This window comes from Pseudoalteromonas sp. APC 3694 (genome assembly GCF_030407565.1).
Lineage (GTDB): Bacteria > Pseudomonadota > Gammaproteobacteria > Enterobacterales > Alteromonadaceae > Pseudoalteromonas > Pseudoalteromonas tetraodonis.
In genome coordinates, this window is sequence record NZ_JASDDE010000031.1 from 17,028 (window position 1) to 36,671 (window position 19,644).

The window sequence follows — 19,644 nt, forward strand, 5'->3', positions numbered from 1 at the left end:
TTACACTTTAATATCAACTAAAGTGCCTAGTACATCATCTGCAGTTTGAATTGATTGCGTGTTAGCCTTGGCATTAAACTCTTCAACTTTTAAGTTTACTAATGCATCATCAATTCGTGCAGGTTGAGATACCGGCGCGGTTACGGCTTCTACAGGGCGAGCAGCCGTTAATTGACGTTGCTGCGCTAATTGAGAATCATCTTGCTGCTCTATGCTGGCACGGTTAATCTCAGCGCTGGCCTTTTCAATACCTTGGCTGGCTCTATTAAACCCTTCAACACCGCTATTAAATACAGATCCAATCGGCATAATAATAAACCTCCACCAAATAAATATTGTCTAATTATCGCTCAAAAATCACGCAAAATAAAGCTTTAAACCGCTGTATTCATGGCTTTGCTTCAAAGCATTGATTTAACGGCAGATAAAAATTCATTTTTATGAGAAATAAATGGCGCATGGGATGCTTTGTCTATCACTTCGTACTCAAAGCCAGAATTAAGTGCGACCATTTTTTCAATTGCTCGATAAGGAACGAGAGAGTCTAAACGCCCAAAAATTCCACTAATCGCGACGGGACAGTGAGAAAATAATTCACGTAAGTCTTCACTTTGCAGTATATCTAACCCCGCACTTAATGCTTGGTTACTCAGCGGCGGTGACTGACTCAATAGTTGTTTTAGCTGTTTTACATCATCTCGCGCCGACTCACTGCCCATCGCTTGAATCGCCAAAAAGCGCTCTATCGTTTTTGAACGCTCTTGCAACAACTGCTCTTTGAACTGTTTTAATACTTTAGGCTTAATGCCAGCCCATGGTAATTGCTCTGCAAAAAAGGGCGTTGAGGCAACTAAAATGACTTTTGATACTTTTTCTGGCCAATGTTTGGCAATATAAATAGCAAACAACCCACCTAAAGACCATCCCATTAGCACCGATTGCGGTGTTAACTGCTCACTCACCAGCTGAGCTGCATCATGTAAAGTATACGGAACCAAAGAGACATCATGACCACCGTAACCAGGTAAGTCTAAACAACGTACTTTACCAGAATATAAAAATTCTAATTCTGGTTTTATTAACTGCCACACGCCTTGGTTCATTCCCCAACCATGCAACAACACACATTCATTTTGCATATTTGCCTAACCTTAACCAAACTTAAATCTATGATAGCGTTTTAGGGGGAGTTTGTAATGAGGAGAATCAGCGAATGAAACTTAGCCTAACTGATTGGCTGTTTCCCTCGTATTGCGTGTTGTGTCAGAATCAGATACACAGCTCACTGGGACTATGTCAGTTTTGTTTAGATGACCTGCCTTTGCTAGATTTGGCTGAGTATGACAATTTATTTTACCGCCCAGATATTGTAGAAATGTTTCCTAACTGCAGCTTTGAGAAATTATTTGCCTGCGCTTTTTATCAACCCCCTTTTGATTTATGGCTAAAACAACTCAAATTTAATAATCAAATTCATTACAAAAAAGCACTGCAGCAAGTCATCAAAAAACAACTTACTATTTTTACTAATAAACAGCATTTAGCTGCTGCTGTATTTATTATTTTACCTTTGCACAAGTCGCGTTTTTTTAGTCGAGGATTTAATCAGGTTACCCAAGTATGGCAGCCTTGTTTGTCATCCTTTAAGGTCTTGAATAATGTTTTAATACGCAATAAAAACACCTCGGCACAGTCACAACTGAGCAAAACAAAGCGGATAAAAAATTTACAGCAGGCTTTTTCATGTACTACCAATTTAGAGGGTAAAACGGTGGTCATTATTGATGATATTATGACCACAGGTGCAACACTCAATGCAGCCACCTTGTCGCTAAAAGAAGCGGGCGCTAAACAAGTCTGGGCTTTTACGACCTGTTTAACGCCACTTTAGATTTAGTTACCACTGACACGAAAGGTATGACCGAAAAATAAAGCGTTACTTAATAATCGGCTGGTGCCATACCAGTAACCTCTAAATACAGGGTTGTCTGTCATCGCAATCACACTACCTCGACCATAAGAGTGAGCCACTAGCGCAGCACCGCCGGCCACTTGCTCTACATTAACTGCATCAGTAAAACCAGCAAGTAACGGCTGTTGTGTATAGGTGAGTATATTTACAAACGGCGCTTGAGAGGCTTCAAGTAACCAGGTACTGTTTTTAAATACTGGCAGTGTGTCACGCTTAAATGAAAACGTCAGTGGGTGCGTTGTATCTACATCAGTATTAAATATAGCGCCTGCAATACGCTGGCGACCCGCTAGATGGTCTTTGTCTGCATATTTTAAACCTTGAGTATCAAATGCGCTGGCAACATCTTTACGTGATAAGTAGTTTGCTTTTAATAACTGCTGATCAGCTAAGAACTTTGCCCCGCCTTTATGACCCCAAATAACGCCTCCTTTTCTCACCCAGCTTTTAATTGCCACTTTGTCGGTATCAGATAACGTCGAATAATCGCCATGCGCCAAAACAATATGGCTGTAATTACTGAGCTCTAAAGACGCTAAACGGTTCATTTCAACAATGGTAGGCGCTACGCCTACAAAGCGATCTAGGTAATACCACACTTCACCTGCTTCATATTGGCTAACCCCTTTACCGCCAACTAATAACACCTTAGGCGCAGAAACAACCGCCATAGAGCGCGAGCCTAAGTCGGCACCTTTACTGGTTAAGCCTGTGGTAATTGGCTTAATTTCAATATCAAATTGGCTTTGTGCTTGATTTAGCTTTGCCACCCAATCAGTCTCTGTTTGCAGTCCTGCAGGGATAATAATACTGCCAGCATCAAAATTTATCTCATTACTCGTTGATGTTGCGGTTAATGGTTTTAATGCAACACGTGCTTTAATACCTTGCTGTAACAGACTATTGAGCATTTTTGGGGCAAGCATGTCGTCCCAAGCAAATCCATAGGCATAGTTTTTAGTTAGCGGCGTTAAAACAGGCTGTTTTGCTTTTTGCCAAGCCGTAGTATCAACCTCTAATCCCCAGCGGCTGTTTACTTTAGCAAATGGTAAATTAAACGCATGCGCTAATGTCCAACCTGATACATCGTAAAAAGTGTTATCGGCAAAGTTTTGCTGTTCACTAAAAATAGCTTTAACTAATCGGTATTGTGGTTGCGCAAGCGGCACAAAATAGCTATTAGCGGTAAAGTTTTTACCTTCAGCTTTTAGTCCCTCTTTAACTGGATAAGCATTAATTTGGTGCTGTTTAAGTATGCTTAAAAAATCGTTAGTACGTGTTTTGTCTTCCCCACCTTGAACAATATAACCTTGATAGTCTTCATCTTTGGCAAGCTCAACCGCTTTGTTATAAAAGTTAGCCTGATACTCAAGTAGAGCTTGGCGGTTATCAATCGCTGCTTTAAACGTTGATAAACTCGTTAAAAGTTGGTTTTTAATCGTACGCGCAAAAGTTAGCGGGCCATTGATCGTTTCTTGAATATGGCCACGAGAACTTGCTTGTTCAAATAAAATGCCGACACCACCATTTACATCAGGGTAAGTTGAACCTTTGCCATAATAAAAGTCATCAAAGCTTTCTTCTGTAAAATACAGTGCGTTGTTTTCATCTAAAGTTTTTGCATGATAATTTGCAATTGCTTTGGTTAGGCTCACATTTTCTTCAGGGGTAATGGGGTGTTTACGACTTGGGATCCCTGGTTGAAAAAAGTAGCTACTGTTTGGTCCCATTTCATGAAAGTCAGTTAAAATATTAGGTTTCCAATAATGAAACTTGGCTATACGCGCTCGCGACTCAGGGTGCTGCAGTAAAAGCCAATCACGATTTAAATCAAACCAGTAATGATTGGTACGGCTACTTGGCCAGCTCTCTACATGCTCACGCGTTTGCGGATCTGACGATAAGTTCATTCCACGATTACTATTAGCCCAATTAGCAAAACGTGCTAAGCCGTCTGGGTTAAGCGACGGGTCGAGTAAAATCACCGTGTTGTTAAGTAGCTCATTTATTTCATCACCTTGCGCGGCTGCTAAATAATAAGCCACTAGCAAGGCAGCATTACTCCCTGACGATTCGTTACCATGAACGCTATAACCCATCCACACAACGCTTGGCTGCTCTGCTAATTTATTGTTTGAGTTATTTAGACGAGCTAAATGTGCTTGGCGAGTTTGTTCTATATTTTTTAGTTTGTTAGCTGCGGTAATAGTGAGCATAACTAGTGGGCGCTGCTCGTGGGTACGACCTATTACTTCAAAATTAACTCGATCGCTTTTTTGAGCTAAAATTTCCATATAGCGTACAAGCTGATCATGCCTTACATGCCATTCACCCACTTGATAACCAAGTACTTTTTCAGGTGTTGGAATGCTGGGATCAAATTCAACCTGTTGCTCAAAATAATACGACAGGGGCTTTGCCGCACTTGAAAAACTGGCTAGTATCACCATTACTGTAAATATAAACCGCATATAAATAACTCTAAAAATGTTTGTTAATTGCACGCTACCATTGCTTAAAATAGATGCCAACTTTTTACGCTCAACACTAGCCGCAACACGATGAGCGGAGTATGATATGCAGTATCCGAGTAATTTAGTCAAGTATAGACGGTTTTATGATTTCAATTTCCGAAACAGCGCAAGCGCATTTTGCTAAGCTATTAGCAGATCAATCTCAACAAACGAATATTCGTGTGTTTGTTGTTAATCCTGGTACATCACAAGCTGAATGTGGTGTTTCTTATTGTCCAGAAGACGCGGTAGAAGAGAGCGATATTCGCCTAAACTTTAACGGTTTTGACGCTGTTGTTGATGCCGAAAGCGCGCCTTTTTTAGCCGAAGCTGAAATTGATTTTGTTACTGACAAAATGGGCACGCAGCTAACTCTAAAAGCGCCTAATGCTAAAGCACGTAAGCTAGGTGAAGACGCTAGTTTAAGTGAACGCGTTCAACACATGTTAGAAACAGAAGTTAACCCACAACTTGCAAATCATGGCGGTCAAGTAAGCTTAGTAGAGATCACCGCTGCTGGTGTTGCTGTGCTTCAATTTGGTGGTGGTTGTAATGGTTGCTCTATGATTGATGTCACACTAAAAGAAGGCATTGAAAAAGAAATGATTGCTAAGTTTGATGAGATCACCGGTGTGGCTGACATAACCGATCACGAAGCTGGCGAGCACTCTTATTACTAAGTATTAACCCAATATGCTAAAGCCACTCATTTACCGCTTAGGGAGCGACCCTAAGTTGAGTCTAAAGCGCTTTTTTCGCGGCCTAGCACTGTTTGTGCTGGCCGTGATATTTATCACTTTGGGTTATTACAGTCATTATAGTTTACAAGTCATTGGCATAGTAATTTTAGCGCCGGCATTGTTTTTTGCATTTTGGGGCTACGCGGGTATTTTTGCCAATCGTTTTTCACAAGTATTGAAAAACATCCCTGCCAAAAATAACGACCCCGATCTGTGGAAATAACGGTTTAATCAAGTAATTGATTATTAGTTTTTAGCTGCTGATATTTAATTATAAGTGTTACACCCCGCATTAACATAAAGCAACTCATTGCCAACCATAAGCCATTATTTTGCCACTCCTTAAATAGCCAAAACACCCCAAAAAAACCTATTGTCGCCGATAACAGCATACTATTTCGCATTGCTTTAGCACGTGTTAAACCAACGAATATACCATCAAACAAAAAACAACTCATCGCTAAAATTGGCAGCACAATTACCCACGGTAAGTAATGAGTAGCTTCTTCAATAACCTCAGGTACATTAGTCAACAGCTTTATAATGGAGCTGCCAAATAATATAAAAAATACACTATACAAAATGCCAAACAACATGCCCCAAAATACGCTTATTTTTACCCATAGCCTTATCTTTTCAACACTTTGTTGACCTTTCGCTTGGCCTACTTTTGCCTCGCTTGCATAGGCAATTCCATCAAGCGCAAAGCTGACCAACATTAAAAAGTTGAGTAGTACCGCATTGGCTGCTAATGTAGTTTCACCTATACGTGCAGCATAAAAGGTCATAAAGCTAAAGCATAACTGCAACACTAAAGAGCGAATAAAAATATCGCGATTTAAACTTAATAATCCTGCCATTTTTTCTATGCTAAACCAATTTGCAACCGCTAAACTTATGCCCTGTTTTTTAGCTAGCTGAACCACTAACAGCAAAGCAAAAATTAAAGCCGTGTAATCCGCTATTAATGATGCCCAAGCCGCCCCTGCAACCGCCCAATCAAGATAAACTACAAAATAAATGTCGAGTACAATATTGGTAATATTAGTGACTAACAATAAATAAAATGGCCCTCGCCCATAATGAACGCCGAGCATCCAGCCTAATAATACTAAGTTACATAGCGCTGCTGGGGCGCTAAAAATACGAATACTAAAATACCGATAGGCCTCATTGAGCACACCACTATTGGCAGCAGATAAATACGCAATGGCGTGTTTTATAAGGGGGGATAATAAAATCAGAATTAGAGCTACGCTGCTGGCCAATAACAAACTGCGTTTGAGTAAAGCTGCCAGCTGAGTTAAATCATTTTTACCGTAAGCCTGTGCCACCAGCCCAGTGGTGCTCATTCTTAAAAAACCAGCAAGCCAAAATAAAATGGAGGTCACGGTAGAACCTAAGGCAATTCCCGCTAAATAATGCGCACTCCCCAGGTGACCAATCACTGCCGTATCAACAATTCCTAACAACGGCACAGTAATATTTGATAATATCATTGGACCGGCTAACAACAACAAGCTTTTATGGTGTGCTTTATTATGTATAAGAAATTGTTTCATTTAGTATTATTGTTCCTGATTTGTGGTTCTTTACGTGCGCAAGCAGCTGTTATTCTACAGTATCATCACGTCAGTGAAACCCTTCCCGCGGTGACCAGTGTAAGCGCCAACACTTTTACTAAACACTTAAATTATTTAAAAGAGCATAACTTTAACGTTATTCCACTAAACGAGCTGATTAGCGCATTAAAACAAGGTAAGGCTTTAGACGATAAAACGCTCGCGATTACTTTTGATGATGGATACAGCAATAACTACGAACAAGCTGCGCCTATTCTTGAGAAATTTGGCTATCCGTACACTATTTTTGTAAACCCAAAACTCATTGATGAACAAGCGGGTTATGTGATGGGATGGGATAAGCTCAGAGAGCTTGCAAAAAAAGGCGCCCTTATTGCCAACCATAGTGCCGAGCATAACTATCTGCATAAAAAGCGCGAAAATGAAACACAAAGCCAATGGCGTGAACGCACTAAAAACGACATTCTTAGTTCACAGCAGCGTATTAAAGAAGAAATAGGCCACGATTATAAATACCTTGCCTATCCATACGGAGAGTTTAACAATCAGCTACAAGCTCTCGTTACTGAACTAGGCTTTATTGGCATTGGTCAGCACTCCGGTGCAGTTAATCAACATTCTAATATTAGCCGTTTACCACGTTTTCCCGCATCTGGTTTTTATAGCAAATTAGATACGTTAATTACCAAACTCAATTCAACTGCTTTTACTATTAATAAACTAACCTATAAAGATAGTGTAACCACACAAAATCCACCGTCGTTAACTATAAATCTAGAGACTGATGACTTTCATAAAAGCCAATTTGCCTGTTATGTATCAAGCATTGGACAAGCTAATTTAAATTGGTTAAACGATAATACGGTTGAGGTGACCTCGCCAAAGCAGCTTAATAAAGGACGCTCTCGCTTTAACTGCACCGCCCCATCAATAAAAAAAGCAGGCAGTTATTATTGGTTTTCACAGCCTTGGGTGATCAATTAAATTCTATTTTTTAATCACTTGATTTAATAACCGCTGGGTCATTTTATCCAGCGGTACGACCTCATTTGCAGCCCCGATATCAATAGCAGCCTTGGGCATTCCCCATACCACAGACGAAAACTCATCTTGTGCCAATGTATAAGCCCCTTGTTGTTTTAACGCCAGTAAACCTTTCGCGCCATCACTTCCCATACCGGTTAATAGTGTGGCAACAATATACTTAGCACCAATTTCAAGTAATGAGTTAAACAGTAGATCTACTGCGGGCTTATGCCTATTTACAGGCTCACCATCATCAAGCTGACAATATAATGCACTACCTTGTTTGCTAATGCGTAAATGTAGCCCGCCGGGAGCTATATAAGCGCATCCTGCTACCAGCTTATCGCCTTGTTGTGCCTCTTTTACGTTAATGGTACAGGTGCGCTGTCGCTGAAATCAAAGCGTGACAAACACCGAATATACATATCAATCACTTAAAAATAACCTGCAACCATTCCCCGACATAAAATACAACCATACGATGACATAGAAGTTAAGGATTATGTGTGTTTAAGGCTGCCGTTGGCAAATCGCTATCGTCAGTACGTACATAAAGAATAGGTAGAATTTCAGTATTTACGATTATAGGGCTGAATTCCAGCCTATCCTAATACTTGGTTTTCGCTCAAACCGAACTTCGCAAAAGTGCCATAAGCTGCCTTTCCGGTTTAACTCATATCTGCCCAAAAATCATTTAGAGCTAATGCTTATTACACCTTCAAAAGACCTTACTTACCCCAATTTTTATAATGAATCAGTATATGCTCAGTTGATTAATTACTGGATTGTCCTAAGTCTAGGGATATGGTGTCTATTTACTTTTATCAGATAAACCTTTGGCGATCTAGCAACCCAGATGCTTAGGATACCCGAAGTGCATATTTCAAAAGTTAGAATTGAAAAATTCCGCAATTTTCGTGAATTGGAAATCATGAACTTTCTATTCGGATGAGGGAGAGGGGCTTAACTTGCCCTCTTGTTATTTTGTTGTGCCACTGCGATTTCTGACTAATTTATACCCCTTCTAAAGCCTCTCTGAGCTTGTCGAGCACAAAGTTGACATTAGCAGACTTTAAGCGACAAACACCCAGCCTAGTCAACTCACATAATAACTCCAAACTGCCAAACTCAGCCTTAAATTTCACGCTATCAACCAAATACCGCTTATCTGAAATGATAGTGCTGAAATCATCTCTAATGTCTTTTATGCCATTCACTGTAATTTTCGCAGAAGCCCCCTGTGAAACACGGATGCCATATGAGGACAATTGAGTAACTTTCAAAGAATCAGACGCGCGCTCCAAGTAACCAACCCAACGCTCGGGGGCCACAAGAGCATGAAAAAACACTATAAATTCAATACCTTTTCAAGATAAGCTATACTGCGCATCGCTTTCTTCTGCATTGCTGGCATCCCTTTACTAAAACTGGTTTCTGCCTTTAATTGATTAAAGGCGATATGCCTCAGCCCTGCAAATACAGACGCTGCACCTTCGCGCCTAATTCGGCACTCATCTTCTTTAAACCCTACGTCTAAACGCCAATGTAATCCGTTCTCTATCTGCCAATGTTGCCGCGCTGACCTTGCCAATTCTTCCGCCGTTAAATGTGCTGAACTGATATAATATCTATAAGATAACTCATTGCTTATTTTACCTTTTTCCTTTCTGTAGGAAACAATAACACCCACTGTTTTTGCCCCTTCCCAGTGTATCATTTCTGATAAATTACTTACGTCATGGCGCACTGCACAACACCTAAACTCCTCTCTGTTTTTTTGATAATCTGCTTCATTAAACAAAACCCCTTTAGACGTTTTCGTATTATCTCCGGTATTAAAGCCCCCTCTATTTGCGACAAGAGTCCTTTATGATTTGCCTTCACTGCAAGAAGGTAATCAGCTTCTTTGCTCACTATTTTTTCTGCAATTGATTTTTGACACCCCATGGCGTCAATTGTGACTAAGCACCCTTTTATCTCAAGTAACTCTAGAAGTGTTGGTAACGTTGTTATTTCATTCGACTTTTTATCTTGATGTAAAACTTCAACATGAACAATTGAAAGTTCGTTTGGTAGTTTAAGCATTTTTTAAGCTTTTCCTTATCAACTCAATCCATAACAAAAGCTTAGAGCGAGATAATGAAAACGCCACAAAAACGACTAAAAAACAACCAGCCAATTAAAAACCGTTAATAAAAAACGCGAAAAGGGGCATAAAGCCCCTTTAAAATCGTAAAACCTTTAAAAGCTAGTTTTTGTAGTGTTCGGCTATTTCAATAAATTCTGCGGTTAATTTTGTAGTATTAACCAAAGGCACATCACCTTGTTTAAATTCAGGCTTAAAAATAGCTCTTAGTGCGCCACTGCCATCAACAAGGGCAACAGATGCACTATGATCCACCGCATAGTCTGATTCATTACTATCACTAATTGCGTAAATTAATCCAAGCTCGCGGACAAATGGAAATAAGTCTTTATGCTCACCTGACACAGCTAAAAAATCTGGATTAAAGTAATCTATGTACTCTTTACGTTTTTGGGCAATATCACGTTTAGGATCAACAGATATAAACCATACTTGTAGTGGGTACTCAGCCTGCAAATTTTTATAGACATTGTTGAGCTTAGCTAGCGTCATTGGGCAAATATCAGGGCAACTTGTGTAACCTAAAAAGACTAAATTCCATTGACCTAAAAACTGCTGTTTGGTTACTGAATTCCCTTGTTGATCATTCAACGAGAAATCAGATAACGGCTTTGCGGTTTCATAAACTAACGCATCAAGATCTTGTAAATTATTTTTATCACTACAGGCTGATAAAAAGAGTACTGAAAAAACAACTAAACCACACCATAACTGCTTCATATAACTAGCCATTTATCTATAAATAAGATGATAAATAGTATCATCAAATGAATAATCGAAAAACGAAATAAATCCATCGCAGTGTCTTCTTTGGCGGCAAACTTTAAGTTAATTGCTTTGTATATAAATACAATATTGAGAAGACATGCCCCGCTTAGATAAATAAGCCCTGACATGCCAATCAAATAAGGAAACACACATACAATGGCGAGTAATACCGAATATGCAAGCACGCATGTTTTACAAAAATCGATACCATGGGTGACCGGTAACATGGGGATTTTAGCCCGCTCATAATCACTTTTACGCGCGATGGCGAGCGCCCAAAAATGAGGTGGGGTCCAGGTAAATATAATCATCACCAGCAACCAAGGGGCTGCCGCCATTTGATTTGTTTCAGACACCCAACCGAGTAATGGAGGCATTGCACCGGCTAATCCCCCTATAACTATATTTTGTGGTGTGGCACGTTTTAAAAATGACGTATAAATAAACGCATAACCAACAAGTGCAAATAAGGTCAGTATGGCTGTGAGCGTATTTGCCCACAACATTAGCATAATAAACCCAGCAACCCCAATCACAGTGGCAAAGCTCAGTGCATGTAATTTACTTAAACGCCCTTTAGCAACAGGGCGATGGCGGGTGCGTGCCATTTTGCTATCAATTTCACTATCAACCACATGATTAATGGCTGCGGCGGCCGCAGAGAGTAATCCAATCCCTAATAAACTGATGAACTGAACCCCAACACCTCTGCCAACATCAGGGGCTAGCGCTAAGCCAACCCATGCTGTTAACACTAGCATAGCCACTACTTTAAATTTACTTATTGCCAAATAATCTTGGATTAAGTGGTAACTTTTAGTCAATAACGATGCGCTGTAAACGGGCTGCATTGCTTTTTTATTAATTGTAAGTGCCATAATCATTCCCCTCTAAATACGTACTTTTAGGTAATAACATAACCTAACCATAGTTAATAACAGTATGGCAGCCATTAAGTTATGCGCCAGTGCCACGCCTAACGGAAAATGAAAATGCACCACGGCTAACCCTAAAGCTATCTGGCAGAATAACGCCACTAACACACTCACCGTACAGCTTTTAATTTTTTGCGAATAGGCATGACTGTATATACGCCACATCACCAAGGCTAAAACAATGCAAGTAACTAAGGCCCATATTCGATGCAGTAAATGAATAGACATACGCGCCTGTTGCGACAACACACCAAATTCATAATTACTGTGCTCAAGGGGGAGCTGAAAGACACTACTGAATGAAAAAGGCTGAGCGTAACTACACAGCGGTAAGCCATTACAATGTGGAGCCGCATAATTAGCCGCTAGCCAACCACCAAGGGCGATTTGTAAAATCAGTACCGTTAATGCCACGAGGCTTAATTTAAAGTGAGGTTTTGCGCCCGCATCACCACCCGTAATAGGTTGGCTGGTCAGACGCAAATACAATAGCGTTAATAACGCTAAAATACTAAATCCTCCGAGCAAATGCCCCATAACTATAAGCGGCTGTAGGTTCATAGTAACCGTCCACATACCTAATGCGGCCTGAAAAATAACAAGCAGCAGCAATATCATAGGCAACCTTACAGGCGTGGTTGGGTACTGACGCTTTAGAAAAGCTAAAATAAACAACACTAAAATTAATACCCCAAGCGAGCCTGCAAAGTAGCGATGGATCATTTCTTTCCATGCTTTTGCTTTTTCAAATATCATATCGGGATAACTTTGAATCGCTTGTGCAATCTCTGCTTCGTGTTTAGGCACGGTTAAAAAGCCATAACAACCAGGCCAATCGGGACACCCAAGCCCTGCGTCACTTAAACGCGTGTATGCGCCCAGAGCCACCACAATTAATGCGAATAAACTCGTTGCTAATACCAAATTTTTATAATTTTTATACATAGCATCCTCTACTTAGCTCGAACGAGAGTAATTGAGTAATTTTTTTAGATCTTTTAATAACCCTTTTTGGATCAAACGGTTTTCTTGTGGTTGAGAACTAAATGGATACTCCAGTACAATTAGCCCCATATGATCGATTAAATACAAACTGGCAGGTTTTAACTGCTGTTGCTCATCAATAACATGCCAACGCGTTGTAACTAGCTCAGGCTGTCCCATAATAGCCATATCAACTTTGTGTTGGTTTTTGCCAAGGGCAACATATAAATTGTCTAAAGCGGCTAATTGCTCTGTGCAAGACGCTTTGCATTGTGCTGAATAATTTAAAGCGATGGTCCATTGCTTAGGGTTATGCTGCGCCCAATTGTCTAGCTTAATTTCACGCTCTAAAAATTCACCATGGTTAGTAATTGCTGTAGGTAGCCAATCAAGTTTTAACGCGCTGTAAGCCAGCACTAAGGGAATAGCGCAGCACACAGCAAAGAGTAACAGGGGTTTATTTTTCATTATCTATCTCCTCTTCCTGCTTGCAAAAATAGCGACTACAACACAGGCAATCGCAATTAAAAACCACTGTACTGAGTAGGCATAATGTTTTTCTGGACTCATAACAACGGCTTCATAATGAGGGGCAGCAATTTCATCAGCTTGACCTTGGCGGTAAGCCATAAAATTCACTAAAGGGCGATTAGATTGGCTACTCAATGCTTGTAAATCAATGATTTGAATTCGTTTGGCTAAATCCGACTGAGTATTGTTATTGGCTAAGGTAAAGCCACTTAAATTATCTTCTTTAATTTGTGCCGTTAACGTAAATTTACCACTAGGTATTGTTACGTTTGGTAGGATTTCTCTTGAACGTTCTGCTTTTACCCAGCCTAAGTTCACTAACAAAAAGCGTGATTCATCAGACAGTTTTAATAATGCCAGTAAGTCGTAACCAACCTGACCATTATAGATTTGGTTATCAAGCAACCAATAATTATTAGTGTCAAAATAACCATTTAACGAAACCAATACACCGGTTTTGTTCCACTCTTTTGGCAGCTGTTGTAACTCTGCCCAGCTCATTACGCCATGTTGTTGTATATTTTCAATGGCACTAAGCTGCTGTTGCTTTTGTTCTGCTCGCTGTAATTGCCAAAACCCTAGTCGCACACAAACCAATACCACAATAACAACCAAGCAAATTGTTATTATTGAGCTAAGCTTTTGTTTGTTAAATACAACTAACTGCATAAGGGTAAAATCCAGTGATTATTAAAATTATTATTGTTCTACTGTTATTATTTATATTATTTAATTTATTTCGTGCTTTATTAATTATGGTGTCAGGGAAAACCAATGGACGCCCTATGTCTCACTTTTTAGGGCGTCGGGTGTTATTTTCTGTTGTGGTATTAGTGATGGTGATTGCCGCACTAAAACTTGGTTTTATTACGGCAAATCAGTCCCCCTTAATCACTAAAGCACATACACAAATACAAACAAACACAGCCAAACAACATCAACAAAATGCCAGTACCAAGCTGCAGCTTGAAAGGCAAAGTGCTTATCTTTAGTGAAATGTCCTTTCATAATGCGTAAAAACACCACCAATAAAATAATTGTTCCTAAGGTGACGTGCATGCCGTGAAAGCCGGTTAACAAAAAGAAGGTATTGCCATAAATGCCCGCATCAAGGGTTAAGTTAAGATCGTTATAAGCATATATATACTCTTCTACCTGCAGCCCTAAAAAGCACACTCCGAGTAAAATGGTCGCTCCCAAGCATACTTTGAGTAGGGTACGTTTATTATTTTCCATCGCCACATGGGCAAAATGTAAAGTTACCGACGAGGCCAGCAAAATAAGGGTGTTGATAAGCGGCAACCCTTGCCAGCCCATCGCTTGGGTCGTAGTGCCTCCTGGGGTATTTAGCAATGGCCACATGGATTCAAACGTCGGCCACAATACTTCATTTGTCATGGCGTTGTTATCCGCACCTCCTAACCAAGGCACAGAGAACATGCGGGCATAAAATAATGCGCCAAAAAATGCCATGAAGAACATCACTTCTGAAAAAATAAACCAACTCATTCCTTGCCTAAAAGAACGGTCCATTTGTGCAGAATAAAGCCCTTGATCAGACTCGTGTATGACATTTTTAAACCAGCTAAACAGCATGTAAAGTAGTACAGCTATACCTACGTATAACAAGTAAACGCCATTACCACCCTCTTTGCCCATATCCATTACGGTTAAGGCTGCGCCTACCGCGATAAAAAACAACGCAACCGCCCCTATAATGGGCCATGGACTTTGCTCTGGTACATAATAATGTTCATATTTTTGATTCATTTTATTTGCTCCTAGTTTTTCACTAGTTTTATAAGCTAGTTATTACTGGCTACTAGCCGCTCGCTAATATCAAATACGGTATAAGACAGGGTTAACTCTTCTACATCACTGGGTAATTCAGTATCTACATAAAACAATAATGTAAACTCCAGCTCTTCACCTGCCTTTAACGGTTGCTGATCAAAGCAAAAACACGCTATTTTGTGTAAATACTTGGCCGCTTTTCCTGGTGCTACCGACGGTATAGCCTGCATTACTTTATCTTCATTGCTATTATTTTTAGCGCTAAACTTAACTTCACGCATGGCCCCAGGCTTTACATCTACACTGTACTCTTTAGATTTAACTTCAAAAGGCGCACCACTTTGCGCATGCGTAGTGAAACTAACGCTGACTTCTCTATTTTCAGTGACCAAGGTACTTTGCTGTGCCTGCTCTAACGAGGGCTTACCATTAAGCCCCGTTATATCGCAAAACACGTCATACAAAGGGACCATGGCAAATGCAAATGCAAACATTGCAATGCAAATCACCACCAACTTTTTTAATAACGGCAAGTGAGTCATTATTTAATGTCCGGCGGCGTTGAGAACGTATGATAAGGCGCAGGTGAATCAACTTCCCATTCAAGCCCCTCAGCTCCATCCCAAACTTTTGCAGGCACTTTGTCGCCCCCTTTTGCACATTTATACACAACCACCACAAATAATAATTGCGATAAACCAAAGGCAAACCCACCTATACTAATAATGGCGTTAAAATCAGCAAACTGTAGCGCATAATCTGGAATACGGCGTGGCATACCGGCTAACCCAACAAAATGCATTGGGAAAAACAGCACATTTACACTTATTAACGACAACCAAAAATGCCATTTTGCTAAGGTAATATTGAACATGTTTCCGGTCCATTTTGGCAGCCAATAATAAGCCCCCGCCATAATAGAAAACACCGCGCCCGTTACGAGTACATAATGAAAGTGTGCAACCACAAAATAGGTATCATGATATTGGAAATCGGCAGGTGTAATCGCTAGCATCAACCCCGAAAAACCACCTAAAGTAAACAACACAATAAATGCGATACTAAACAGCATTGGCACTTCAAAGCTAATAGACCCGCGCCACATAGTCGCTACCCAGTTAAATACTTTTACGCCGGTAGGTACCGATATCAGCATAGTCGCGTACATAAAAAACAACTCACCCGCCACGGGCATACCAGTGGTAAACATATGATGCGCCCACACAATAAAGCTCAACAAGGCAATGGAGGAGGTGGCATACACCATAGAGGCATAACCAAATAGTTTTTTACGTGAAAAGGTGGGAACAATCGTAGAAATAATGCCAAAGGCAGGCAAAATCATAATATAAACTTCAGGGTGACCAAAAAACCAAAAAATATGTTGGAACATCACCGGATCGCCACCACCAGCGGCATCAAAGAAACTGGTCGCGAAGTATTTATCGGTGAGCACCATAGTAACTGCACCAGCAAGTACCGGCATAACTGCAATAAGTAAAAACGCCGTGATCAACCATGTCCACACAAATAACGGCAGCTTCATCCACGTCATACCCGGAGCACGCATATTTACTATGGTGACCACCACATTAATGGCCCCCATAATCGAACTAATACCCATAATATGCACAGCAAATACAAACATTGCTGTGTTGTCGTTACTATAAGTGGTGGAAAGCGGCGCGTAAAAGGTCCAACCAAATGCAGGACCGCCACCAGGCATAAACAATGACGCTAACAAAATCAAAAACGCAAATGGTAAAATCCAGAAGCTCCAGTTGTTCATTCTCGGTAATGCCATATCTGGCGCACCAATCATTAACGGAATCATCCAGTTTGCCAATCCAGTAAATGCAGGCATTACTGCACCAAACACCATGATTAAACCGTGCACTGTGGTCATTTGATTAAAAAAGTGAGGATCAACCAATTGTAAACCCGGCTGAAATAACTCAGCCCGAATAACCATGGCCATTGCTCCACCAATCAAAAACATGGTGAGTGAAAAAATTAAATATAAGCTACCTATATCTTTATGGTTGGTTGTAAATAACCAGCGCTTAAAGCCTGTGGCAGGTTGATGGGCATGATGAGCCTCATTGGTATTAGGTTGTTCTGCAATGCTACTCATTATTTAGCCTCCCCATCAGCATCCAGTGCCGCTTGTATCTCGCTCGGTTGAATTACATCACCAGTGTCATTACCCCACGCGTTGCGTTTATAGGTAATAACAGCTGCTATTTGCTTGATTGATAATTGCTTTGCGAAAGACTGCATAGCCGTACCCGGTTTACCGTGGAGCAAAATATCTATATGCCCTTTGATATCACCTATGACTATTGGGCTGCCTTTAAGAGCCGGAAAAACACCCGGCAAGCCTAATCCTGTTGGCTGATGGCACGCCGCGCAGCTCGCCATATAAACCTGCTCACCAAGCGCCATCAGCTCTTCTTTTGGTACAACTTGGTCTAATAACGCAGCGTCTGCTTCAGCTGCTTTTTGCTTGGCTTGTTTAGCCTCTGCTAACCACGTTTTGAAGTCTTCTTCTGTTTTAGCTTCTACTACAACAGGCATAAAACCATGATCTTTACCGCAAAGCTCTGCACACTGCCCACGGTAAGTACCAACCTCATTAATATTGGTCCATGTTTCGTTAATAAACCCAGGGTTTGCATCTTTTTTAACGGCAAAGTCAGGCATCCACCATGAGTGAATAACATCATCTGAAGTCATTAAAAAACGTACTTTTTGATTAATTGGTAGTACCAGCGGTTTATCGACCTCGAGTAAATAATTCGGGTTTTTATCAGCAAGATTAGTTATTTCATTTTGAGGGGTAGCTAGCATGGAATAAAACTCAACGTCCTCTCCCATATATTCGTAATGCCACTTCCACTGTGAGCCTGTAATTTTAATGGTGAGATCAGCTTTGCTGGCATCCTCCATGGCAATTAAAGTTTTAGTCGCAGGAATGGCCATAACAATTAAGATGACAAAAGGGATCGCAGTCCACAGTATTTCTACTTTGGTGCTTTCATGGAATTGGGCAGGGACAGCCCCTTTAGATTTGCGATGATGAATGAGTGCCCAAAACATAATGGCAAACACGATCACCCCAATCACACAACATATTAAAAAAATAGTCATGTGCAGTTGGTATACATTATTACTTATATCGGTTACGCCTTTACGCATATTATATTGGCTATTAGCAAGCACATTCTGCGAAAAAACAAACAATATAAGCCACAAGGAAGAACTCAGCTTACCCATGTGACGGCTCCTTTGATGCTATTGCTGACGCAAAGCGAAGAGGCATACGGCTTAAACGCCTATTCGTTATTTTTATTTTTTATAAGGGTGCTGGATTTAGTAAATGTGTGTTCTCAAAACGACTAAGCTGTGAGTTATTTTTATTCCAGCTCTTTAATAACTAGTTAAAAAATAAACAATAAGCAAGGTGAGTATGAAAAATAGACAAGGTGAATTTTTTAAAATGCGCAGCTAAAAAAATAGCAACTAGTCAGGCAATTAATCTAAGAGTCAGGTTTAGTAAGGGGTGTATTGAAATTACAGGATAGAAATATAAAAAATTGTTAACTTAAAAAAGCAGAGTAAATTTGTTTATTTATAAAGTATTTAGTGATTTTATTTATGATAGGGGGAGCACTTAACAACATATAGTCATACATTTGATAAGTTAGACATTGTGCTGCTAACAAACCCAGCGCCTAATCACCATTAAGCGCTAAATTATGCTTTAATACTACATCCAGTCAGCGTTACGAATAACACCTACCGCTAAGCCTTCAATATTGAACGACTCATTTTCTAAATCAACCTCAATAGCTGAAAACTCATCATTTTCAGCATGTAAGAGTACTTTTCTGCCCGCTTTTTCTAAACGCTTCACGGTTACATCGTCGTCAACACGGGCAACAATAACTTGTCCATTTTCGGCAACTTGGGTTTTATGCACAGCAAGTAAATCACCATCCATAATACCAATGTCTTTCATACTCATACCGTTAACACGCAATAAAAAATCGGCCGCAGGTTTAAACATTAAAGGGTCAATTTTACAGTGGCTTTCTACATGCTGTTGCGCCAATATTGGCTCACCGGCAGCCACCCTGCCAATTAAAGGTAAGCCTAACTGCTCTGGCTCCTCTTCTTCAACAAGCTGAATTCCGCGACTCGCGCCTGGCTTCATTTTAATAACACCTTTTTTGGCCAATGCTTTTAAGTGTTCTTCTGCAGCATTTGCACTTTTAAAACCCAGTGTTTGTGCAATTTCGGCACGTGTAGGAGGCATACCAGTGTCTTTAATAAACACTTTAATGAGTTCGAGTATTTGCGCTTGGCGTTTCGTTAATGGTCGCATACAACTGGTTTTCCATACAGTACAATTAACTGTGAGTATATACAGTTATTTAAAAATCGCAAATATAAATTAATGCCTTATATGCCGTTGTAGGTTTCAGATTCAGTGAATTTTTTTCCAAATGGGTGAATCTCTTGGTTGACGCCAGCTTCACACAGTTATTAATCATTCTTTTTGCTAAGTTACAATTCTCAAATGCAGTAAGGCGCGCACAACTTAAACTAAGCATTAAATCAAACAAGGCTAAAAATTGGGTTCTTTATTT

The 19,644-nt window shown here is 40.2% G+C and carries 20 protein-coding genes and 2 pseudogenes; 5 read left to right on the plus strand and 17 right to left on the minus strand.

Features of this window, described 5'->3' with window-relative positions; all coding sequences use genetic code 11:
• Together QMA00_RS11670 and bioH are read right to left on the minus strand one after the other, a co-directional pair.
• The gene (locus QMA00_RS11670) at nt 1-309 is read right to left on the minus strand and encodes a hypothetical protein (protein WP_076922646.1); all 309 of its coding nucleotides are present in this window, start codon (nt 307-309) and stop codon (nt 1-3) included.
• Nucleotides 310-401: 92 nt separating this feature from the next.
• Nucleotides 402-1,139 (minus strand): pimeloyl-ACP methyl ester esterase BioH, encoded by a 738-nt coding sequence (bioH, locus tag QMA00_RS11675; RefSeq protein WP_076922645.1) that lies wholly within the window; start codon nt 1,137-1,139, stop codon nt 402-404.
• Between the two features lie 74 nt (nt 1,140-1,213).
• Between bioH and QMA00_RS11680 the strand changes: the two genes are divergently transcribed.
• Nucleotides 1,214-1,891, plus strand: a complete 678-nt coding sequence (locus QMA00_RS11680; RefSeq protein ID WP_076922644.1) for a phosphoribosyltransferase family protein — start codon at nt 1,214-1,216, stop codon at nt 1,889-1,891.
• 2 nt (nt 1,892-1,893) lie between these two features.
• Here the strand turns inward: QMA00_RS11680 and QMA00_RS11685 are convergent, their stop codons facing one another.
• Complete coding sequence (locus QMA00_RS11685) at nt 1,894-4,443, minus strand: M14 metallopeptidase family protein (protein ID WP_175610055.1); 2,550 nt, start codon at nt 4,441-4,443, stop codon at nt 1,894-1,896.
• Nucleotides 4,444-4,589: 146 nt separating this feature from the next.
• On the opposite strand from QMA00_RS11685, the gene nfuA reads away from it, so the two are divergent.
• Both nfuA and QMA00_RS11695 read left to right on the plus strand, forming a co-directional pair.
• Entirely contained in the window at nt 4,590-5,165 is a 576-nt protein-coding gene (gene nfuA, locus QMA00_RS11690; protein WP_076922643.1) for a Fe-S biogenesis protein NfuA, read from the plus strand.
• 13 nt (nt 5,166-5,178) lie between these two features.
• Nucleotides 5,179-5,448, plus strand: a complete 270-nt coding sequence (locus QMA00_RS11695) for a hypothetical protein (RefSeq protein ID WP_016900082.1) — start codon at nt 5,179-5,181, stop codon at nt 5,446-5,448.
• Between the two features lie 4 nt (nt 5,449-5,452).
• Here the strand turns inward: QMA00_RS11695 and dinF are convergent, their stop codons facing one another.
• Complete coding sequence (gene dinF, locus QMA00_RS11700; protein WP_076922642.1) at nt 5,453-6,787, minus strand: MATE family efflux transporter DinF; 1,335 nt, start codon at nt 6,785-6,787, stop codon at nt 5,453-5,455.
• On the opposite strand from dinF, the gene QMA00_RS11705 reads away from it, so the two are divergent.
• Nucleotides 6,767-7,792, plus strand: coding sequence for a polysaccharide deacetylase family protein (locus tag QMA00_RS11705; RefSeq protein ID WP_076922641.1), 1,026 nt, complete (start codon nt 6,767-6,769; stop codon nt 7,790-7,792). The two genes, dinF and QMA00_RS11705, sit on opposite strands and share 21 nt — an antisense overlap.
• A gap of 3 nt (nt 7,793-7,795) precedes the next feature.
• Here the strand turns inward: QMA00_RS11705 and QMA00_RS11710 are convergent.
• The 8 genes and pseudogenes from QMA00_RS11710 to QMA00_RS11750 all read right to left on the minus strand — a co-directional run.
• Nucleotides 7,796-8,227, minus strand: a pseudogene (locus QMA00_RS11710) (CheB methylesterase domain-containing protein); the annotation flags it as partial.
• 620 nt (nt 8,228-8,847) lie between these two features.
• Nucleotides 8,848-9,183: a hypothetical protein gene (locus QMA00_RS11715; RefSeq protein WP_212746075.1), complete on the minus strand. Its 336-nt coding sequence runs from the start codon at nt 9,181-9,183 to the stop codon at nt 8,848-8,850.
• A 77-nt stretch (nt 9,184-9,260) separates the two neighbouring features.
• Nucleotides 9,261-9,865, minus strand: a pseudogene (locus tag QMA00_RS18955) (ISAs1 family transposase); the annotation flags it as partial.
• 217 nt (nt 9,866-10,082) lie between these two features.
• A complete protein-coding gene (locus tag QMA00_RS11730; protein ID WP_138626736.1) occupies nt 10,083-10,700 on the minus strand; it encodes an SCO family protein in 618 nt (205 codons plus the stop codon).
• Nucleotides 10,697-11,626 carry a heme o synthase gene (gene cyoE / locus QMA00_RS11735; protein ID WP_290157346.1) on the minus strand — a complete coding sequence of 310 codons (930 nt, stop codon included), beginning with the start codon at nt 11,624-11,626 and terminating at the stop codon, nt 10,697-10,699. Before cyoE ends, QMA00_RS11730 begins: the two co-directional genes overlap by 4 nt.
• A gap of 12 nt (nt 11,627-11,638) precedes the next feature.
• On the minus strand, nt 11,639-12,628 hold the full coding sequence (locus QMA00_RS11740) for a COX15/CtaA family protein (RefSeq protein ID WP_290157347.1): 990 nt from the start codon (nt 12,626-12,628) through the stop codon (nt 11,639-11,641).
• Between the two features lie 12 nt (nt 12,629-12,640).
• The gene (locus QMA00_RS11745) at nt 12,641-13,135 is read right to left on the minus strand and encodes a hypothetical protein (RefSeq protein ID WP_013466136.1); all 495 of its coding nucleotides are present in this window, start codon (nt 13,133-13,135) and stop codon (nt 12,641-12,643) included.
• A 3-nt stretch (nt 13,136-13,138) separates the two neighbouring features.
• Complete coding sequence (locus tag QMA00_RS11750; protein WP_262976918.1) at nt 13,139-13,867, minus strand: SURF1 family protein; 729 nt, start codon at nt 13,865-13,867, stop codon at nt 13,139-13,141.
• Between the two features lie 14 nt (nt 13,868-13,881).
• Here QMA00_RS11750 and QMA00_RS18960 point away from each other — a divergent pair, with 14 nt between their 5' ends.
• Nucleotides 13,882-14,190 (plus strand): DUF2909 family protein, encoded by a 309-nt coding sequence (locus QMA00_RS18960; protein WP_081485455.1) that lies wholly within the window; start codon nt 13,882-13,884, stop codon nt 14,188-14,190.
• Here QMA00_RS18960 and QMA00_RS11760 read toward each other — a convergent pair.
• From QMA00_RS11760 to lexA, 5 genes are all read right to left on the minus strand, one after another.
• Nucleotides 14,093-14,968, minus strand: a complete 876-nt coding sequence (locus QMA00_RS11760; RefSeq protein WP_138626739.1) for a cytochrome c oxidase subunit 3 — start codon at nt 14,966-14,968, stop codon at nt 14,093-14,095. The two genes, QMA00_RS18960 and QMA00_RS11760, sit on opposite strands and share 98 nt — an antisense overlap.
• A gap of 35 nt (nt 14,969-15,003) precedes the next feature.
• On the minus strand, nt 15,004-15,534 hold the full coding sequence (locus QMA00_RS11765; RefSeq protein ID WP_013466139.1) for a cytochrome c oxidase assembly protein: 531 nt from the start codon (nt 15,532-15,534) through the stop codon (nt 15,004-15,006).
• Nucleotides 15,534-17,126 (minus strand): cytochrome c oxidase subunit I, encoded by a 1,593-nt coding sequence (gene ctaD / locus QMA00_RS11770; RefSeq protein ID WP_028834828.1) that lies wholly within the window; start codon nt 17,124-17,126, stop codon nt 15,534-15,536. Before ctaD ends, QMA00_RS11765 begins: the two co-directional genes overlap by 1 nt.
• Nucleotides 17,126-18,268, minus strand: coding sequence for a cytochrome c oxidase subunit II (gene coxB / locus QMA00_RS11775; protein WP_290157351.1), 1,143 nt, complete (start codon nt 18,266-18,268; stop codon nt 17,126-17,128). The genes ctaD and coxB overlap by 1 nt, the downstream gene beginning before the upstream one ends.
• 493 nt (nt 18,269-18,761) lie before the next feature.
• The gene (gene lexA, locus QMA00_RS11780) at nt 18,762-19,379 is read right to left on the minus strand and encodes a transcriptional repressor LexA (protein WP_008114166.1); all 618 of its coding nucleotides are present in this window, start codon (nt 19,377-19,379) and stop codon (nt 18,762-18,764) included.
• Nucleotides 19,380-19,644 lie beyond the last annotated feature (265 nt).

What these genes read in the sequence shown, in the direction of transcription:
- QMA00_RS11760 (WP_138626739.1), bottom strand. Translation starts at nt 14,968, where the DNA reads ATGAATCAAAAATATGAACATTATTATGTACCAGAGCAAAGTCCATGG.
- QMA00_RS11740 (WP_290157347.1), bottom strand. Translation starts at nt 12,628, where the DNA reads ATGTATAAAAATTATAAAAATTTGGTATTAGCAACGAGTTTATTCGCA.
- ctaD (WP_028834828.1), bottom strand. Translation starts at nt 17,126, where the DNA reads ATGAGTAGCATTGCAGAACAACCTAATACCAATGAGGCTCATCATGCC.
- bioH (WP_076922645.1), bottom strand. Translation starts at nt 1,139, where the DNA reads ATGCAAAATGAATGTGTGTTGTTGCATGGTTGGGGAATGAACCAAGGC.
- QMA00_RS11685 (WP_175610055.1), bottom strand. Translation starts at nt 4,443, where the DNA reads ATGCGGTTTATATTTACAGTAATGGTGATACTAGCCAGTTTTTCAAGT.
- QMA00_RS11680 (WP_076922644.1), top strand. Translation starts at nt 1,214, where the DNA reads ATGAAACTTAGCCTAACTGATTGGCTGTTTCCCTCGTATTGCGTGTTG.
- QMA00_RS11705 (WP_076922641.1), top strand. Translation starts at nt 6,767, where the DNA reads ATGTATAAGAAATTGTTTCATTTAGTATTATTGTTCCTGATTTGTGGT.
- QMA00_RS11695 (WP_016900082.1), top strand. Translation starts at nt 5,179, where the DNA reads ATGCTAAAGCCACTCATTTACCGCTTAGGGAGCGACCCTAAGTTGAGT.
- QMA00_RS11670 (WP_076922646.1), bottom strand. Translation starts at nt 309, where the DNA reads ATGCCGATTGGATCTGTATTTAATAGCGGTGTTGAAGGGTTTAATAGA.
- QMA00_RS11765 (WP_013466139.1), bottom strand. Translation starts at nt 15,534, where the DNA reads ATGACTCACTTGCCGTTATTAAAAAAGTTGGTGGTGATTTGCATTGCA.
- QMA00_RS11730 (WP_138626736.1), bottom strand. Translation starts at nt 10,700, where the DNA reads ATGAAGCAGTTATGGTGTGGTTTAGTTGTTTTTTCAGTACTCTTTTTA.
- lexA (WP_008114166.1), bottom strand. Translation starts at nt 19,379, where the DNA reads ATGCGACCATTAACGAAACGCCAAGCGCAAATACTCGAACTCATTAAA.
- dinF (WP_076922642.1), bottom strand. Translation starts at nt 6,787, where the DNA reads ATGAAACAATTTCTTATACATAATAAAGCACACCATAAAAGCTTGTTG.
- coxB (WP_290157351.1), bottom strand. Translation starts at nt 18,268, where the DNA reads ATGGGTAAGCTGAGTTCTTCCTTGTGGCTTATATTGTTTGTTTTTTCG.
- cyoE (WP_290157346.1), bottom strand. Translation starts at nt 11,626, where the DNA reads ATGGCACTTACAATTAATAAAAAAGCAATGCAGCCCGTTTACAGCGCA.
- nfuA (WP_076922643.1), top strand. Translation starts at nt 4,590, where the DNA reads ATGATTTCAATTTCCGAAACAGCGCAAGCGCATTTTGCTAAGCTATTA.
- QMA00_RS11745 (WP_013466136.1), bottom strand. Translation starts at nt 13,135, where the DNA reads ATGAAAAATAAACCCCTGTTACTCTTTGCTGTGTGCTGCGCTATTCCC.
- QMA00_RS11750 (WP_262976918.1), bottom strand. Translation starts at nt 13,867, where the DNA reads ATGCAGTTAGTTGTATTTAACAAACAAAAGCTTAGCTCAATAATAACA.